Origin of the sequence: Moraxella sp. K127 (assembly GCF_015223095.1) — a bacterium.
Lineage (GTDB): Bacteria > Pseudomonadota > Gammaproteobacteria > Pseudomonadales > Moraxellaceae > Moraxella.
Genome location: NZ_JADFBZ010000010.1, coordinates 39,053 through 58,438 on the forward strand (window position 1 = coordinate 39,053; position 19,386 = coordinate 58,438).

A 19,386-nucleotide genomic window follows, 5' to 3' on the forward strand; every position below is an offset into this window, starting at 1 on the left:
CAGGGCTTATTTCACCACCAAATCCGACCCAAAGGTGTATCTTAGGCGGTTTAGGTTGTTGTCAGATGGATATAGGCGAAAACGGTCATTCGTCAACACTTTACAGATACTGCATTCATCGTACAGATACAGCGACACCGGCAGACAGCCGTCAGGGGTGTTGCCATTTGCGTCAATGATGGCTCCCCCATCTTCGGTCGTTGTTTCGGATTTGATGAATCTGTCAATCTCATCAGGGTTGGGCGGGACGTTCTCTTTTAGCAGGCTGGTCAGTACCGACAGTCGCTCGGTGTCGTGGCTGTGCAGTTTGACGTGCAAGCCGTCCAACGATTTTAGGCGAGACTCGATGATGTTCTTGCCCCCTTGTAGGCGAGCGAACACCCGTCCGTCATTTTCGCTAACGCTAATGCGAGCGATGAGAATCACGCCGTTTAGGTTGTTTAGCTGTTCCCAGTCTTTTTTGTCAATCTTTGCCAATGTTTGCATGTTTAGGCGTTTGGGGTTGAAGTTTTTGTCTTCTTTGGCAAGATGGGCGTATTTTTGGCTTAGGACGGCATTTAGGCTGATGTTGCTTTCAAGCAGGGGCGAGATACGTTGGTATTTGTCCATATAACAGCTCAGCTCCAAGCGACAACTGCCGTCATCTAAGGTGATGGCGACACGGTTGCCAAAGTTTGCCACGTCTATCACCAGTCCTGCCACTAAGGCAAATTTACCATAGCCTGTCTCGGACACTTCGCTTAGGTTTTTGACGTTGGTATAGCGAGGCAATTCATCACGATAAGCATCCATGGGATGACCTGTCAGATACAGTCCTAACGTGTCTTTCTCGCCACGCAGGCGAGTTTGGTCGCCCCAGATGATGTCAGGCAAGGGCGGAGCGACGGACAGCCCTTCATCTACTTCGGCAAATAAGTCAAACGTACCTGCTTCGCTGTTTAGTCGGTTTTGGTGAGCCACTTCCATGGCTTGGGGGAGTTGTTCCCAGAGTCCGCCACGGATTTGGTAGGATAAGTTTTTGCCATGAATGTCAAGCAGTTCGGGACGTAGCACGCCTGCTAGGTCATCAAAACAGCCAGCATTGATGAGAGCTTCCAAGGCACGTTTGCCGACTTTTTTGGTGTCCACACGGTTACAAAAATCGTATAAATCCTTAAAAGCCCCTTCGCTTCTTGCCTTGACGATACTGGCGACCGCGTCTTCGCCCACGCCTTTGACTGCTCCTAGTCCATAGATGATGGTTTTGGGGTCACGAGCGACGAAGTGAAATTGGCTGTGATTGACCGATGGCGGTAGCACTTCTAGATCAAAGTTATCCTTACAGTCGCTGATTAAAAAGACCACGGTATCGGTGTCATCCATCTCCGATGTCAGTACCGCCGCCATGAACTCGGCAGGGTAGTAATGTTTTAGATAAGCGGTTTGGTAGGCGAGTACGCCATAGGCTGCCGAGTGCGATTTGTTAAATCCATAGCCTGCAAATTTCTCCACAAGCTCAAAAATCTTAATGGCAAGCTCACCATCCACGCCAAGCCCTATCGCCCCTTCTTCGAACACCGACCGCTGAGCTGCCATCTCTTCGGGCTTTTTCTTGCCCATGGCACGTCTTAGCATGTCCGCTCCGCCTAAGGTGTAGCCTGCTAAGGTCTGGGCGATTTGCATGACTTGTTCTTGATAGACGATGACCCCATAAGTCGGCTCCAAGGCAGGTTTTAGCCAGTCGTGCTGATATTGGGGGTCAGGGTAGGCGACTTCTTGTATGCCGTGCTTGCGGTCGATAAAATCCGACACCATTCCCGTCTCCAAAGGGCCGGGGCGGTACAAGGCACACATGGCGATGACGTCTTCGATGTTGGACGGTTTTAACTGTTTTAGGTATTTTTTCATGCCTGAGCTTTCAAGCTGGAATACTGCCGTGGTGTTGCCATTTTGTAGGACATGCTCATACACCGCCGTGTCATCTAGGGGCAATTCATCTAGGTCAATGGGGTCAAGCCCTTCTCTGGCAAGGCGTTCATCGATGTTGTTAATGGCAGACTTGATGACGGTCAGGTTTCTAAGTCCCAAAAAGTCAAACTTCACCAGTCCGACCGCTTCGACATCATCTTTATCATACTGACTGACAAAATGCCCTTCATCATCGGCATAAATGGCACTAAAATCACTGATACGATTCGGGGCGATGAGTACGCCCCCTGCGTGCTTACCGACGTTACGGGTCATGCCTTCGAGTTTTTGTGCCATCTCCCAAATCTCAACCGCCTGTTCGTGGTCTTGGGTGTCGGCATTGGTGAGCAAATCTTTTAATAAAGGCTCTTCTTTGACTGCGTCATCAAGCGAGATACCAGGGGTTTTGGGGATGAGTTTGGAGATTTTATCGGCAAGACCATATGATTTGCCCTGCACTCGTGCCACGTCTCGCACCACTGCCCTTGCCGCCATCGTACCGAAGGTGATGATTTGTGAGACTGCCATTCGCCCATAAGTATCGGCAACATAAGCGATGACTCGGTCTCGCCCTTCGATACAAAAGTCCACATCAAAGTCAGGCATACTGACACGTTCAGGGTTTAGAAATCTCTCAAAGAGCAAATCATATCGCAAGGGGTCAAGGTCAGTGATGTTTAGGCTATATGCCACCAGCGAGCCTGCCCCCGAGCCACGCCCCGGTCCGACAGGCACGCCATTTTCTTTTGCCCAGCGGATAAAATCCATCACGATGAGAAAGTAGCCCGGAAAGCCCATTTTTAAGATGATGTCCACTTCAAATTCAAGGCGTTCATCATAAGGCTTTCGCACGTCCGCCCAGCTCTCGTCTCGGCTCTCGGGCGGATAGAGTTTATCTAATCGTCTGTTTAGCCCATCTTCGGATGTCTTGCGGAAAAACTCTTCTTCGGTCATGCCTTCGGGTATGGGAAAGGCGGGCAAAAAGTTTTTGCCAAGGGTGAGCGTGACGTTACAGCGAGACGCCAGCAGGGCGGTGTTTTCGATGACTTGGGGGATGTCAGCAAACAACGCACTCATCTCGCTTTGGGTTTTAAAATACTGCAACTCACTATAAATGCGGGGGCGTGTGGTGTCCGCCAGCACATAGCCACTGGCGATACATACACGGGCTTCGTGAGCGTCAAAGTCTGTACTGGCGGTGTCTTCTTTGCCTTGACTGCGGACACTGGCGTTCATAAAACGCACGTCATTATGAGCGATGATAGGCACGCCAAATCTCGCCCCTGCCATGATGATGTCACGGTTTAGGTCGTCATCATGGATATGGGTGCGTTTGACCGCCAGATACAGACGGTCGCCAAAGGCTTGTTGCCATGTGCCTATCGCATTCATCCCCCCACGCAAGGCGGACGTTATCTCCGAGCGGTGTGTGAGTATGGCGATAATCCCTGCATTTTTGGTGGGGTCAAATAAATCCCGCTTTAACACAATGGGCGTGCTGACCGTCACTTTGCCGTTTTCGCCCATGGGTCGGTTGGTGTAGCTGTCTGAGACTAGGCGTAAGATGTTTTGGTAGCCGTCGTTGTTCATGGCGTAGAGTATGACGCTAAAACTCTCATGCTCGGCGGTTGCACTAAAATCATCGCCCGTGATGACTTCCGTGCCAAGCAAGGGCTTGATACCAGCACTAAGGCAGGCTTTGTAGAACTTGACTAGGGCAAAGGTGTTTTTAAAATCGGCAATGCCCAAGGCGGTCTGCCCGTCATCCACGGCACGTTTGACCAGCTCTTTGATTTTGACGATAGAATCAACAATGGCGTATTCGGTACGCACACCCAAATGCACAAATGACATAAATTCGCTCTGTTTTTAATTTTTAAAATGGGTTTGGGAAAATAATTGAAAAAATAAAAGGTTATTGACTATATAAATGGTTTTTAAAATTTAAATGGTTTTTAAAAATTTCATGTTTAAAAATGAGTCGTGTCTATTCATGGTATTTTGGTAAATTTGCTAGGAAAAATATAGTTACAAAGATAACTGATTGATTTTAAAAACATTATCATCAGGCAAACCACCATTTTTCTTGACAAATCTATTTAATTTAACTTAACGCACCATTAATTTAAAATACCAATCCATCATCATAACGCCACGGGTATGGGGTTAATCTCTTGGCTGTTTTGATAAAAACCTATGCCCATTGACACCACAAACAGCAATACAAATACCGCCAAGACACCTAACACGGCTTTTTTAAGATAAGGATAGCATTTGAAGCAGGCGTGTTTGATGTCGGATTTTTTCATTATATTAATCAATGGATTGGGATTTGTGTTGATATACCCAAAAAACTTCAAAATTACCACAAACGCAATGATGTTTGGATGTAGGGGCGTGCTGAGCACGCCCATAAAAATGACAACATTAAAGGATGTGTGGAGCCAGTCCCTACAAACCCGTGGTAAATATCAGGTTTGTTGGGTATAAATTTGTCAATAATTGCTTAAATGGGGTTATTATAACATGGAAAATTTGCCAAAATCACGGTAAAATTAAGGAAATTTTTCGGGCTTGCCCCAGTCGTCATCTTATCATCAATACCGAGCCGATTTGTCCATGTTTCATATCATCCAGTCCAATAACACCGACCATCTTGTGGGTCATTTGATTGATTTTTATCAAAAAAATAACGCAGAAGATGACCTTGCCCATCTGATTTTTACCCCGTTTACCGTCATCGTGCCGTCCATGGTGTTAGGCGACTGGCTGACCAAGACTGTGGCGAGCCGTGTGGGTATTAGCACGCTGTTTACCGCCCAGTTTTGGGGCAAATACCAGTGGGACATGATGAAAACGGTGTTAGAACTGGACGCACAGGCACATCCTCATGACGCTCTGTCCGTGCCAGAAGTGGCGGTTTTGTCTGCGTCCATCATGCGTTGGCGGATTTTTGGCTTTGTGATGAGTGAGTTTGAAAAAAATGCCCAACTGCTTGATGATACGGCTCATCCGCTTTATTTTTTGATAAAGCCTTTGTATGATGACGACACGAATACCCTGCCCGAGACTCGGTTGTGGCAGGCGTGCGATGAGTTATCACGCCTATATGTGCGGTATTTGACCCATCGCCCAGAGTGGCTTCGTGACTGGGCAAATGGCGTGTCGCTGACCGATACCGTCAAGCAGATGATGAGCGAGAAAGAACGACTGGATAAAGCCTTTGGAGCAATACAGCCAAGCGATGACAATGATAATGACAAATCTGATAAGACCAATGACAGCGACACGCCCGAATGGCTCATAGAGCATTATCTGGATTTGGAGCGACTGCTTGGCTATCTGTGGCAACAGCTTTTTGGCGAGACGTATCGTTATCGCTTGGCGTTAGAAGAGCGTTTTTGGCAGGTGCTGTCAGGCAAGCGAGACGGCACGGCTAACAACGCCAATCATGCCAATAACGAATCACTGTCCATGCGTGCCATACAAGCTCTGCCCAAAGCCTTATATCTATTTACCGTGCAACAAATCCCCAAAGTGGAGCTTGATTTTTTAAAACAGCTGTCTTTGTCTTTGGATGTGGTGCTACTGCACTTTAACCCATCGATGATGTTTTGGGCGGACATTGTGGATAGGCAATGGCTAAAAACCCAGCAAATCATCCGTCCGCACATGGTCTATCTCAAAGACTACGGGCATGGACTGCTGTCACGACTGGGCAAAGAATCCCGAGACACCTTTGCCATGCTTGCTGACCTATCGGGGGGCGACAGCCACGCCACATGGCAGGTGCGTTGGCAGGATGATTTTGATGAACCCGTGCCTGAGAGTGGCACACTGCCGAACCTACTACAAGGCTTAAAGGCGGACATTCTCATGCTAAACCATGACAAGGACGTCCATGAGCAGGCAGGCGGGCAAGTCGTGGCAACTTTGCTCGATGATGAGCTGTTTGCCCATGCTGACGATGTGGCAGATGATATGCTCATGCAAAAAGTCCGCCCCAAGACACCGCTTGGGCTAGACATCGGAGCGGACATGGGCAGTCTGTCCATTCACGCCTGCCACAGCCTAAAACGCCAGTTGGAGCTGTCTCGGCTCATGATGGCCAAATATCTCAATGACAACCCCGAGCGAAGCCTTGCTGATGTGGTCGTGCTACTGCCTGACATCGCCAGTAGCGAAGACATCATTCGCTCGGTGTTCCCTGACGGACGGGGAGCGGACGGGCTGACTTTGCCCATCAAAATCACAGGCACGCCCGATAAGAGCATTGATGAGCTGATAGGGGCTATCATGGGCTTTTATACCCTGCTTGGTGAACCGACCAGTCGGTTTTATGCTGACGAAGTCTATGAATGGCTACTGACCCCTGCGTTATATGAGAGCTTTGGGCTGTCGTTTGATGAGATGAGACGGGGCGTGGAGTTACTAAGGCAGGCAGGATTTAGACGGGGCTTTGATGAAAGACACTTATCGGCGACGTTGCACGCTGATGACAGCGATTATCGTTATACGTTTAGCCATGCCTTAGACCGTTTGGTGTTGGGGCTGTTGATCCCGACCAAGACCCCAAGCCGTGCCTTACACCCCTTTGTGTGGCGTGCAGGGGCGTTTGGTGAAGCGAGCTTACCGCTCATGGGCGTAAGTCTGGGTGATGAGCCTGTGATTCATGCCTTGACCGCCATCCATGCAGGACTGTCCGCCAACCGCCAACAGCTCACTGCCGTGGACAGCGTGGAGCGACTTTTGAACCACATCGAGCATGACGTCATCAACCGCTACTTTGGGCATTGGCATGACAGCGTTGCCATGCGGGCGATTTTTAACACCAAAAACGCCATGATGAGTAGCCTGCGAGCGAACCGCTATTATCATCGCCATCTGACCGTGGGGCAGGAGCAGGTCGGCAGTGTGACAAATACTGATGAGATTCGCCTGTCGATGAAGTTCGTGTTGGAGAGCTTATCCGAGACGGTCAAGGCACAGGCGATTAGTGCCGAGCCGTCAGAAGTCATTACCTTTGCTCGCTTTGGGGCGGTGCGGAGCATTCCTTTTGGCTTGACGGTCATGCTGGACATGAATTTGGCGTCCTTTCCACGCCAAGACAGGGCGGTGCGACTTGATTTGATGCGTGCAGGGGTGCGACGACTGGGCGACCGCTATAACGAAGATGATGATAATGGGGCATTTTTGGATGCCTTGCTATGCACCAAAGATGCGTGTTTGATTTTTTATCAAGGGCTAAGCAGTGACGGCAAAACCAAGCTGTTACCTGCGTCTGTCGTGGGAGAGCTGATAGAGTTTTTAAAAACCGAAGCTCAGTGGCGAGCTGACGGCATGGATGATTGGCAGACGGGTGCAGAGACAGACGGCATGAATGATGACATTACCACACTCATCAATCAGCTCATGCCTGCCCTAGTCGAAGATTATCTCATCACTTACCATAGCCCGACATTCTTTGACAAGGCGGTGTATTATCATGATGACCATCAGATGACCCCTACCGATGACATGGCAGGACAGCTCAAAGCACACCTAACAGCGAGACTGACCGCCCTAAAACACCGCCAAAAACAAGCCCTGCCCCCGCCACAGCTGTGGCAAGACATCCGCCACACCCTAGACAGTCCAGTCGCCACGCCACAGCCATCATCGCTCATCATGGATGATAAGGCAGTGCAGGAGTTAGCAGACTGGCTTGGGCAGTCTTTGGCTTGCCCAGATGATAAGGCACTTGCCCATCATATCAAGGCGATGTGTGAGCATTATGAGCTGACCTTGCCGACACACATGCAGGCAGGCGAGCTTATCGGTCGCTTTAAAAACCTAAGCAAAACCTACCTACACGACAAAGTCAAGATTGACAAAGAACGCACCCCCGATGAGCAAAACGAGCCATTGAACTTAGACTCATTGGCTGATTATCACATGAATGAGCTATTCATTCGTGGGGCACAGTTTGGGCTGTTTGACACGCAGACGGGCGATGGGTCATTTCGGCAGGTGCTAGACACCATGAGCAGGGCAGACGACCATCGCCATAATGACGCTATCTTTGCCATGCAGTCGCTGTATTATGGCGACCGACTGCCGGCAGGGCAGTTACGCTTATCCACGCCTGATGAGTATTTTACTCAGCTCAAAGACGACCTTGTCGAGTTTGGTAATACGCTAGATATGCTCAGACAGGATGAGCGTTATGCCAAGGCATTAGGTACTGGGGGCGGTGTGCTAAGCACCACTTCTGAGCAAAGTGTCCCGCTCATCTGTGATGACATCCACATTGACATCACCGCCAGTCTGCCGACCGATGACCCATCTGATACATCGTGGAGAACCATCTTGCCAAGCACCGTCCGAGCCGAGCATTTGTTCCGCTTTTTTGTTCATCATCTGTTATGGCAGATGACGGGCGATGATGATAAATTTAGCCTGTGGCAATACCGCAAGGCAGGCGGGGATACTCATCTGGCAGGGCGGACATTTGCCATCGGTGGCATTGACACACGCACCGCCAAAGCCCACATCCTAAACCTAATCGTATTGGCACAGCTTGCCAAACGTGAGCTGATTGTCATGACGCACCGAGACGCTTTGGCATACATCGCCCGTAGTCAGACCGATGATGCGAAAATCACGCCTAAGCTGTTTGAAAAATGGATAGGGTATGAATATAGTGATATTTATGAAACCGACAGTCGCCATGAGACATGGCAGTTGGCATTACAAGGGGCTGACCCCTACAAAGCCCTGACGACGTATCTGCCCTTAGCATTGCCCTTGTATCAGCTGATGTTTGGCTCGCTGATTGCTGTTGATAAGTTAAATGAAAAAAGGTAATAGTTTAAAAGGTATGCCAAACTCGGTTTTCCGTTCGCCCTGAGCCATGCCTGCGGGTAGGAAAACCGTCATGGGCAGGCATGGCTCGCCATGAACGGTTTTCTTATTAGCATACTTTTTGAACCAGAATTAATGAAAAAAGTGATAAGGACAATAAATGACAACCCAATCCCACATCCCTGCCATTGCTTGCACGCTCAGTAATGGCTATTTGATAGAAGCGTCCGCAGGCACGGGCAAGACATGGACATTGACCGGCATTATTTTACGGCTATTGATAGAGAAAAAATACGCCCCCGAGCGTATTATTGCCACGACCTTCACACGAGCGTCCGCCAGCGAAATGCAAGAGCGGATACAGGCTCGTATCAGCAGTTTTTATCGTTATCTCTCTTGGCTAAACGGGCAAAAGGCGACCCATGCCCATTGGTTTTATCACGCCCAAGATACGGACAGCGATACCGCCAGAGACATCAATGAGACATGGGGGCAGATAGTAGAGCAGGCAGGCGTGGCAGGCATTGTCGACCATAACGACCCGATTAATGAGCATTTGATAAAACAGCTCATCACAGACAGCGATCCCAATGCCTTGACGCTGGCGATTCGGCGGTGTTCGCTCCTGCTTGCGACCTTGGATAAGCTGTTTGTGGGAACGCTAGACAGTCTTGCCCAAAAGTGGCTCAAAGAATTTGCCGACCAAATCGGCTATCAGATGAACACCGAGCTTAGCACGAGCAGCAATGAGCTAACCCATGCTCTCATTCATGACGCCTTACGCCGTGAGCATGTGCGAGTCGCCCAGTTGCCACTGTATGCACTCATTGATAAGGCGGTGTTTAGCGATGTCGGCTCGGCACATCAAGCAGTTGCCGTGGCGTTGAATTTCTATGACGCTCCCATTGATACCATGGCAAGTGTGGATGAGTATTTGGCGATATTGGATAAACGGCTGATGTCTGTCTTTGAGATTATATCCGTCTTTGAGCCTTTTTATGAGCTTGATTATATGTTGGCATTTGGGTTTGTAAATCGTGGAAAAGCCGTCAAAGAATTTGGACGTTTAAAAAATATCATGGAAATGATAAAAATCCATCGATTGGATTTTGTGAATCATATCAGTGATGAAGATAAAAGTTTTTTGAATGACTTAAAAGACATTAAAAAAGAAACAAATTTTAAAAACAATTTTGAAGATAACAAACAAGCCTTTCTTGCTTTGCCGTTAGATAAATTATTAATCATCAGTGAAACAGTGACTGCCATCAAGGAAATTCCTGATTATTATAAATCCTATCTATACCAAACCATCGCCAAAGATGTGCGGGCATTATTAAAAAGCACCTTAGAGCGTCAGCATAAAAGCACCTTTACCTTTCAAATGGTGCGACTCATCGAAGCCTTAGAGCATAGCCCTGAGCTGGCAAGGCACATTCGCCATCATTATCCTGTGGCATTGATTGATGAATCCCAAGACATTAATGGACTGCAAAAACGCTTAATAGAGCTTGTTTATTTGGATTATTTTAAAGAAAGGCGAGACAAAGGCAAATCTAGAACGGGATTTTTATTATTGGTTGGCGACCCCAAACAGGCGATTTATCGTTTTCGGGGTGGGGATGTTGCCAATTATAACAGCATTAAACATTATGGGCAGACTGATACATCACCGTCTTTATTAAACAGCGATCTGAAACTCACGACCAACCGCCGTTCTAATAGCGGGTTAATCGACAGTTTAAATTATTGGTTTGCTCATCAAGATAACGCCCATAACCCTGCTTATCTGGGCGACGGTATTTATTATCAGTCCATCACTGCCCACAAAGAGCAAAGTTTATTATCATGGCAATATTTAAATAATTCCACATTGTTTGATTATTTAGGGCATAAACCATTAACATTATTGCATTTGCCTTATAAAAAAGATGATGACAACAAAAAGTTGGATAAATACCAATACATCGCCCATCATATTAATAGCTTATTGCAAGGCGGACATACCCTTGATGATAAAAAAATAAAACCTGATGACATTGCGGTATTGGCACGCACCAAAAAAGATTTGGCACAATTAAAAAAACAGTTGGATAAATTGGGCATTCCATCGATTTCGCCCAACGACATTAATGTTTTTACCACAGAGTCGGCAAAAGATTTATATGCCCTACTCACTGCCATGATAAGCCAAGAGCGAGAGATTTTGGGACGACTTTTGATTACCCGATTATTTGGCCATGAGTTAAAAGAAGTTACTGATTTGTTAAATGACGAACAAGTCGTCCAGTCCGTTGTTTTTTATTTAAAAGAATGCCATCAGCGGTTTTTAAAATATGGCATTGCCAGTGCTTTGACTTATGCTTTATTGCACCATCCGTTATCCGATGACAATCTGTGGCAAACATCCGCCAAGGCAGGCGAGCGATATTTGGCGGATTTGTGGCAACTGACCGAACTGATAGGGCGAGAATATACCCATCAGGATAATAATGAGATAAAACTCATGAATTGGCTTGCTGATAAAATGACAGGACAAGATGATAATGAAGATTATCAACGGATAATATTGCCAAGCGAGTCGGGCGTGAATCTCATGACCATTCACAAATCAAAAGGTTTGGAATTCCCCATTGTCTATGTGATGAATTTGGATGACCCTGCCACAAGCAAGAACCAGAAAGACATGTTTTATGCTTATAGTGATGAGCGATATAACCGCCGTATCTCCCCCATCAAAGATAAAGTGGCTGATAATGAGATAATAAGCAATTATTATAAAACCAAACAAGACCAAGAATTGCTTGATGAGCGTTTGCGACTGGGTTATGTGGCATTGACCCGAGCATCAGAGCAGACTTTTGTGGTCGGGCAGGATTTATATAGTGCCAAGCAAACAGATGAGCGACCTTTATTCTTATGGTTCGGTTGTAGTGAAAAAGAAATCGTATTGCCCGAGCGATTGGCGGATAATGTAAATGTGGTTAAGTTGGCAGAATCAGAACAGCTGATAACCGATAGCTATCAAGGCGATGATATGGTATTGACCCCGATGCATTATCAGCCGTGGCAGACAGTATTTGCCAAGGCGTATTTTTATGGGGCGTCCAAGACCAGTGCTACGGCATTGATGAGTGCGTTTAATAAACCATCGGTGATGGATGATGATAATGCCATCGATGATGAGATAACCATCATCCCACAAATGGCGACGCCCATGGATGATATTATCCCTTATCCTGAGAATGACATTCGCCCATTATTTGAAAAAGGCGTAAATGCAGGAACATTTTTACATCATTTATTACAATTTATCGACCCCAATGATAAAAACAACATCAGCAGTCACATTGATGATGAGATTCGCCAATTAAACTTTGCCCATGCTTATCACAGCACCCATGGCGATATATCGAATGAATCAGATGATGAATTGGCTAATCAGGCTGTATTAAACCATCATCAAGCATTGATAGAATGGCTGTATGACATTAGCCACACACCATTTTTATCATCAAAGATAAGTTTGAGTGCATTAGCCCCCAATCGCCTTGCCAAAGAAATGTCTTTTACCCTAAGATTGACCGAGTCTTTTAATATCAATGAGCTAAATGAGATATTTAAAACGTACAGCGACAAAGAGATAATACTCACCGAGCAAAACCCATCTGCTTATTATAAATATCTCAATGGCGAGATGGATTTGGTTTATGAACATCAAGGCAAGTTTTATGTTGTGGATTATAAATCCAACTTTATCGGCGAGAGTCTGTCGCATTATCGCCATGACTCATTAGAATCCGCCATGAACAAAGCAGGCTATTGGCTCCAAGCGTGTGTATATCAAGTGGCATTGCACCGTTTATTAAAATTACGCATAAAAGATTATGTCGGGCGTGAAGAGCAGTATTTGGGAGCGGTGGAATTTGTCTTTTTGCGGGGCGTGGATAAACATGACCCGACCTTGGGGCATATTGCTTGGCAAGTGCCATTACCACTTATTTATGCGTTGGATAAATTATTTGGTTAAGTGATTTGATTAAGTTTTTATATTTTATTAAATGATTTAATCAGACAATTTGGCTAAAACCGATTAATGAGCGTTATTTATTTTAAAATAAACCGCTAAGATAAAAGGAAATCCATGAATACCCCCTATCAAAACAACATCGCCCAATATCTCACCAGACGCATGCAGGATAATGCTAACTGGTATCATGAGACAGGGCGTATTGATGACTTTGTATTTAATACGGCTGATGAGACGATATTTTGTTTGATTCATTTTGTCATCAGTCAGTTATTACATGACGGGCATACGGTGCTAGTATTAAAGAAGCATGATGATATTAACAATAATCAAAATACCGTCTATGATAAATTAAGCCCGTGGCAATTGTCAGTATTACATCCCGTGATGTCGCTAATTAGCGATAAAGTGGGGGATGAGTTGGATTTTAATGCTATTTTTGGGCGTATTGATGAATTATCAAATGATAAAACGGCTTTGGCTCATTATATCCATCACACCCAACACGACCTAAAAGAGCGGTATTATCGGCACAGTATCATCACCAAAAGCCACAGTCATCAGTCAGATGAGCAGGTGGTGGCACAGCTTGGCGAGCTGATGATTTGTGCGTTGCGTTTTTATTATGTGACGAGTATTACGCTGGGTCGGGATTTTGATGAGTTTATCAAGCGATTGCACGCCAGCCCCTTTTTTGTTCATGGCTATGATGAGCGAGCGGATGGGGCGGTGGTGTTTTATCATGATGATGACACGCTGTATCTGTGGCTTGGTCGCAGTTATCAGGCGGAGCGTGAGCTGTTGTCCGCCATTCATGAGATTCGCCACAGTCCCATCCACGCCCTAGATTTGCCCATCAACCCATCGCTAAACCCCGAGCAACAGCAAGCCATCAGACAGGTGGCGAGCGAGCCATTTAGTATCATCACGGGCGGGCCGGGGACGGGCAAGACTTTTACGGTCGCACAGATTGTACTGGCGTTGCACCATGCCCTGTCAGATGTGGGCGGAGAGCTGAGTTTGGCACTGGTCGCCCCCACGGGCAAGGCGTCACAGCGTATGGCGGAGTCGCTTCAAAATGCACTCTCGGGCAGTCAGACCAATATCGTCCTGCCCGAGCCGATGACCATCCATCGTCTGCTTGGCATTGGCATGAGTGGCACACCCCGCTACCATGCGTCAAACCCACTGCCGTATGAGCTGATTATCGTGGATGAAGCGTCCATGCTTGGCACGGAGCTGGCACGTCATCTGCTCTGTGCCGTCAAGCGTGGGGCTAGGATTATCCTACTTGGCGACGCTCATCAGCTCTCGGCGGTGGACGCAGGGGCGGTGCTGGCGGACTTGTGTCGCATACCGAGCTTGATGACGACACGCACGCATTTGGTCGTATCCAACCGTTTTTCTAAGGATTCGGGCATTGGGCGTTTGGCAGAGCTTGTCAATCAACCGGAGAATATCGCCTTTGACAAGCTCACCGCACTCATTCATCAAGAAAGCCATCTGTCATGGACGGACATTGCCTTTTTAACAGCACAGCCGTCATTTTTGCGACAGCAGTTTTATAAAAACATCGCTGATGAATATATGACATCTGACGGCTTTTTTGCTTTAACCAAAACATTAAAAAAGCAGTTTGCCACATATAGTGATGATGAAAAACAAAAACAGCTAAAAACATTAAATGAGCGGTTTAATCAATATCGCATTTTGACCGCATCGCATATTGGTAGTTGTGGTGATGAGTTGATTAATGGCTTTATTGAATCATTACACCGTGATTATTTAAAACTGCCCACGGTAAAATCGCCTTGGTATCATGGTCGCCCTGTGATGATATTAAAAAATCGCTATGATTTGGGATTGTTTAATGGCGATATTGGCATTTGCTTGCAAAGTGGCAAACGGGGTCATGAATTATCGGTGTATTTTGGTGATTCGGTAAAAGGCTTGCCGATTAATATGCTAGACGGCGATATTGCCACGACCGCCTATGCGATGACTGTGCATAAATCACAGGGGTCGGAATTTGAAAAAGTCGCTGTGGTTTTTAATGACGATAACGAGCGTTTGTTATCCAAAGAGCTGATTTATACCGCCATTACCCGTGCCAAAACCAAAGTAGCGATATACAGCACCGAGCAGGCGTTATTAAAAGCGGTCAACACCCCAACAATCCGCCAAACAGGATTATTAGTACATGATGACATAAAAAGTGGGGTGGATTTAAAATAAGTTTTTAAAAATTTTAAATATAAAATAGGTTAAATTAAAATTTGTCAAATTTAAATAATTTATTTGAAAAAATAAAAACATTGGGATAAATATTTAACCCAATGTTTTTATAAAAATGTTTTTATAAAAAAGATGAGAATTATTGACATTGAAATTTAATAAAATATTCATAATCATCATCACGGCTTAGTTCAGGGGAGCCTGTGCCGAGTATCGTGCCGACCACTTTTGCCCCTTGTTCCATGACTCGCCCCATGCGTTCGTCCATCACGCCATTGTAGGTGGTGGTGTCATTGATGACGACGGGGGTTTTGTAACCGCACTGGGCTTTGGCGGACGCTAGGGCGTTGTTTTGGGCGGTGGCTTTGGTTTTACCCAGTCCCGTGGTCTCAAACGTGTTATCCGCCCGAGCGATGACAGGGTTGGTGGGTGTGCTTTGGCAAGCGGTCAAGCCCATGGCAACTAAGGCGATGGCACCGACAGAGCGTAGGGTAGTGATGTTCATAACGTATTCCTGATAAAATATAAAGTGTGTTATTAATGACATGCTAATATGCATAGCTATGCTTAGCCATTTTAACAAAACTTATTTTCTTATTATTATCACAATGGTAATGTTTTGTCTTTATATTTATTTAACATAATCCATTTTTCAAAAGTATAAAAATAAAAAACCATCCACATGATTTTGCTCCATAAATTTTTACAAAAATACACAAATTTTTGGTACAATGGTTTTATTTTAAATCAAATTGTTATTTTAAACCAAATAAGGAAAAAACCATGCCAGTCGGTGATGTTAGTCTTGTGCCATTGTTGCCCGTTGATGGCGTAAAAATCGGTATTTGTGAAGCAGGTGTCCGCTATGCAAACCGCCGTGATTTGACGGTGTTTGAGATAGATGATGGGGCGAGCGTGGCGGTCGTTACCACGCAAAACTACTTTGTGGCAGCTCCCGTGCAAGTGGTGCGTAAACACATCCAAACGCACACACCACGCTATCTACTTATCAATACAGGTAACGCCAATGCAGGCACGGGGCAGGACGGCTTGGATAGGGCGTTGGCGACTTGTCAAGCGTTGGCGGACAAAACAGGTGTGAATGCGTGCGAGGTGCTACCATACTCCACGGGTGTGATAGGCGAAACTTTGCCAAGCGAGCGGATTATCGCAGGGCTTGATAAGGCGTTGGCGGACTTGACAGCGGATAACTGGCTAAACGCTGCCCACAGTATCATGACGACCGACACCACCCCCAAAGGGCATAGCGTGCAGACCACGATAGATGGTAAGACCTACACAGTAACGGGTATCAGTAAAGGGGCAGGCATGATACGCCCGAACATGGCGACCATGCTGGGCTTTGTGGCGACAGACGCTCACATTAGCCCAGAATTGCTCCAAAAAATCTTGGTGGACTTAACCAATCAATCCTTTAACCGCATTACCATTGACGGCGATACGTCCACCAATGACTGCTGTACACTTATCGCCACAGGCAAAGTGGGGGATTTGATAAACAGCGAAAACCACGCCCATTATCGAGCCATTTATCAAGCCATCAAAGAAGTAATGCTAAAAATCGCCCAGCTCATCGTGCGAGACGGCGAAGGGGCGACCAAATTTATCACGGTCAAGGTAACAGGCGGTAAGACCACGGACGACTGTGCCAAAGTCGCCTATGCGGTGGCTCATTCGCCCCTTGTCAAGACGGCATTTTTTGCGTCCGACCCGAACTGGGGGCGGATTTTGGCAGCGGTGGGTTATGCGGGCGTGCCATTTGACCAAAGCCGTGTGAGTGTATCGCTCGACGAGATTGCTATTTGTCAGCGTGGCGGACTGGCGGACGGTTATACCGAAGAGCAGGGGCAAGCGGTCATGAGTCGCCCTGAGATAACGGTCAGTATTGATTTAGAGCAGGGCGATTGCACCGATACGGTCTATACTTGCGATTTGTCGCATGAATATGTGAGTATCAATGCGGACTATCGTTCATAATTGACACAAGGCAAATCGGAATTTACTTAATAAAAGGCAACCCATGAAAAAATTATCCATCATCTTAACTTTAACCTTATCTACCCTAATCTTGCAAGGCTGTGTTCATAAAGTCGTCACCACCCCTGCCAAAGTTGCCTACAAGACCACCAAAGGCGTGGTTAAAGGCACGGCAAAAGTGGTTGGGGCGGTCATTCTTGATGGCGACAAAAAAGACAGCAAAGATGATGATTAAATATTAAATGAATATTAAAAAATAGTTACAATTTAGCAAAATGATAAACACAACATTGGGACAAAAAACTGTTCTAATGTTGTGTTTTTGTAATTATCAGGGCGGATAATATTACAAAACTAACCCTTTTGAGATTTTTTCTTTATAATAGCCGGCTTTGAAACGTACTTAGGTTGAGATTTTTTAATCATACATTGTTTAATAATTTATAAAACTAAATAAAATATTAAACAATTTTAATGGTTAACCAATTTTAATGATTAAGCAATTTTAAATTAAGTCCGTTTTTGTTTGCAAATGCATTGTAAATTTAGGTGTTTTATGACAAAAACAAATAAAATGAAAAAAATCTTGATGATTGTCGGGGTTTTGTTAATCGTGGTTTTGGTGGCGGTGCTACTGTTTTTGTTTCGTCCTGTGGCGACCAAACCAGTGAAATTGGCAGGTGATGAACCTGTGGTGGACATGGTGCTGGTGGGCGGCGGCATCATGTCGGCAACGCTTGGCACGTATCTGTCGGAGCTTGAACCGACGTGGAAGATACAAATGTACGAACGCCTTGACAAAGTCGCCCAAGAAAGCTCAAACGGCTTTCATAACGCAGGCACGGGGCATTCAGGCTTCATGGAGATGAACTACACCGCCGAAGCCGAAGACGGCAGTATCTCGATTGAGCGTGCCGAAAAAACTGCCGTACAGTTTGAGATTTCCAAGCAGTTTTGGACGCACCAAGTCAAAAACGGAGCATTGGGCGACCCCAAAACATTCATTAATCCAGTGCCACATATTGCCTTTGTGTGGGGTGACAACGTGGACTTTTTAAAACGTCGCCACGAAGCCATGATAAAATCCCCTTTGTTTAGCGACATGATTTATAGCGAAGACAAGGCAGAGATAGGGCAATGGGCACCGCTCGTTACCAAAGGGCGTGACGACAGCCAACCAATCGCCGCCACTCGCATGGACATCGGTACAGATGTAAACTATGGAGCAATCACCACACAGCTCATCAATCATTTGGGCAAAAATAGCAATTTTAACCTAAAAGTTAGCACCGAAGTGACGGGTATTAGCCGTAATGATGACGGCACGTGGACGGTGAGTGTCAAAAATCTTGCCGATAATAGTGTCTCACACACTAAGACTCGCCGTGTCTTTATCGGGGCAGGTGGTGCGGCGATAAAAATGCTACAAATGACAGGACTGCCTGAGAGCAAATATTATGCAGGATTCCCTGTGGGTGGTCTGTTTTTGATGACCGATAACCCTGATGTGGTCAATGCTCACACCGCCAAAGTCTATGGACGTGCCGAACTTGGAGCACCACCCATGAGCGTGCCACACATTGATACTCGCTATATTGACGGCAAAAAATACGTACTGTTTGGACCTTTTGCCACGTATTCAAATAAATTTTTAAAAAATGGCTCACAAGCCGACTTATTGGCATCAGCGACCAAAGATAACGCTTTGCCTATGGTGGCGGTGGGACTGGATAATTTGGATTTGGTAAAATACCTAGTCAGTCAAGTATCACTCTCGCCTGAACAAAAAATGGCGGAACTGCGTAAATATTATCCAGAAGCCAAGCAAGCCGACTGGATAGAAAATCAAGGCGGTCAGCGTGTGCAAATCATCAAAAAACTGCCAAATGAGCCTGCCAAATTACAGTTTGGGACAGAGATTTTTGCGTCCCAAGATGGCACGCTTAGTGCCTTGCTCGGTGCATCGCCGGGGGCGTCTACATCGCCAAACATGATGTTGGATTTGTTGGCAAAATCTTTCCCTGATGAAGTGCAGGGCAAATGGAATGCCAAACTTTTGGAGATTATCCCGTCTTATGGACAGGATTTGGCAAAAAATCCAGAACTGCTTGATAAGGTGCGTACCGACACCAGTCGCACATTGGGTCTGGTCTATACATCAAAAACCCAAAGTACTCCCGAGCCACAGGATAGTGCAGACGTGCCAGAGCCGACTAAGTTTGTGCCGTCTCCTGATGCCAAAGAGCCAGTGGTAGAAGTGGGCGAAGAGAGCCAGAGCGAGCCTAAAAAAGTAGCATAAGCATGACATAAATACAAAAATAAAGGGTGAGTGA

8 protein-coding genes and 1 pseudogene are annotated in these 19,386 nt (G+C 46.2%); 6 read left to right on the forward strand and 3 right to left on the reverse strand.

Annotated features, from left to right (window positions below; all coding sequences use genetic code 11):
* Positions 1-6: 6 nt before the first annotated feature.
* Both dnaE and IM753_RS03635 read right to left on the reverse strand, forming a co-directional pair.
* Positions 7-3,801 (reverse strand): DNA polymerase III subunit alpha, encoded by a 3,795-nt coding sequence (dnaE, locus tag IM753_RS03630; protein ID WP_194108689.1) that lies wholly within the window; start codon positions 3,799-3,801, stop codon positions 7-9.
* Between the two features lie 290 nt (positions 3,802-4,091).
* Positions 4,092-4,256, reverse strand: a complete 165-nt coding sequence (locus tag IM753_RS03635) for a hypothetical protein (protein WP_194108690.1) — start codon at positions 4,254-4,256, stop codon at positions 4,092-4,094.
* A 265-nt stretch (positions 4,257-4,521) separates the two neighbouring features.
* On the opposite strand from IM753_RS03635, the gene IM753_RS03640 reads away from it, so the two are divergent.
* The 3 genes from IM753_RS03640 to recD all read left to right on the forward strand — a co-directional run bounded on the left by IM753_RS03640 (position 4,522) and on the right by recD (position 15,055).
* On the forward strand, positions 4,522-8,793 hold the full coding sequence (locus tag IM753_RS03640; protein ID WP_194108691.1) for an exodeoxyribonuclease V subunit gamma: 4,272 nt from the start codon (positions 4,522-4,524) through the stop codon (positions 8,791-8,793).
* A gap of 157 nt (positions 8,794-8,950) precedes the next feature.
* Complete coding sequence (locus IM753_RS03645; RefSeq protein ID WP_065254882.1) at positions 8,951-12,820, forward strand: UvrD-helicase domain-containing protein; 3,870 nt, start codon at positions 8,951-8,953, stop codon at positions 12,818-12,820.
* A 114-nt stretch (positions 12,821-12,934) separates the two neighbouring features.
* On the forward strand, positions 12,935-15,055 hold the full coding sequence (gene recD / locus IM753_RS03650; RefSeq protein WP_065254881.1) for an exodeoxyribonuclease V subunit alpha: 2,121 nt from the start codon (positions 12,935-12,937) through the stop codon (positions 15,053-15,055).
* A gap of 139 nt (positions 15,056-15,194) precedes the next feature.
* Here the strand turns inward: recD and IM753_RS03655 are convergent, their stop codons facing one another.
* Complete coding sequence (locus tag IM753_RS03655; protein WP_062498992.1) at positions 15,195-15,560, reverse strand: hypothetical protein; 366 nt, start codon at positions 15,558-15,560, stop codon at positions 15,195-15,197.
* A 278-nt stretch (positions 15,561-15,838) separates the two neighbouring features.
* On the opposite strand from IM753_RS03655, the gene argJ reads away from it, so the two are divergent.
* The 3 genes and pseudogenes from argJ to mqo form a co-directional block, all read left to right on the forward strand.
* Positions 15,839-17,053: a bifunctional glutamate N-acetyltransferase/amino-acid acetyltransferase ArgJ gene (gene argJ, locus IM753_RS03660; RefSeq protein WP_065254880.1), complete on the forward strand. Its 1,215-nt coding sequence runs from the start codon at positions 15,839-15,841 to the stop codon at positions 17,051-17,053.
* Between the two features lie 43 nt (positions 17,054-17,096).
* Complete coding sequence (locus IM753_RS03665; protein ID WP_065254879.1) at positions 17,097-17,288, forward strand: NF038104 family lipoprotein; 192 nt, start codon at positions 17,097-17,099, stop codon at positions 17,286-17,288.
* Between the two features lie 339 nt (positions 17,289-17,627).
* Positions 17,628-19,256 (forward strand): annotated as a pseudogene (gene mqo, locus IM753_RS03670) (malate dehydrogenase (quinone)); the annotation flags it as partial.
* Between the last annotated feature and the right edge of the window lie 130 nt (positions 19,257-19,386).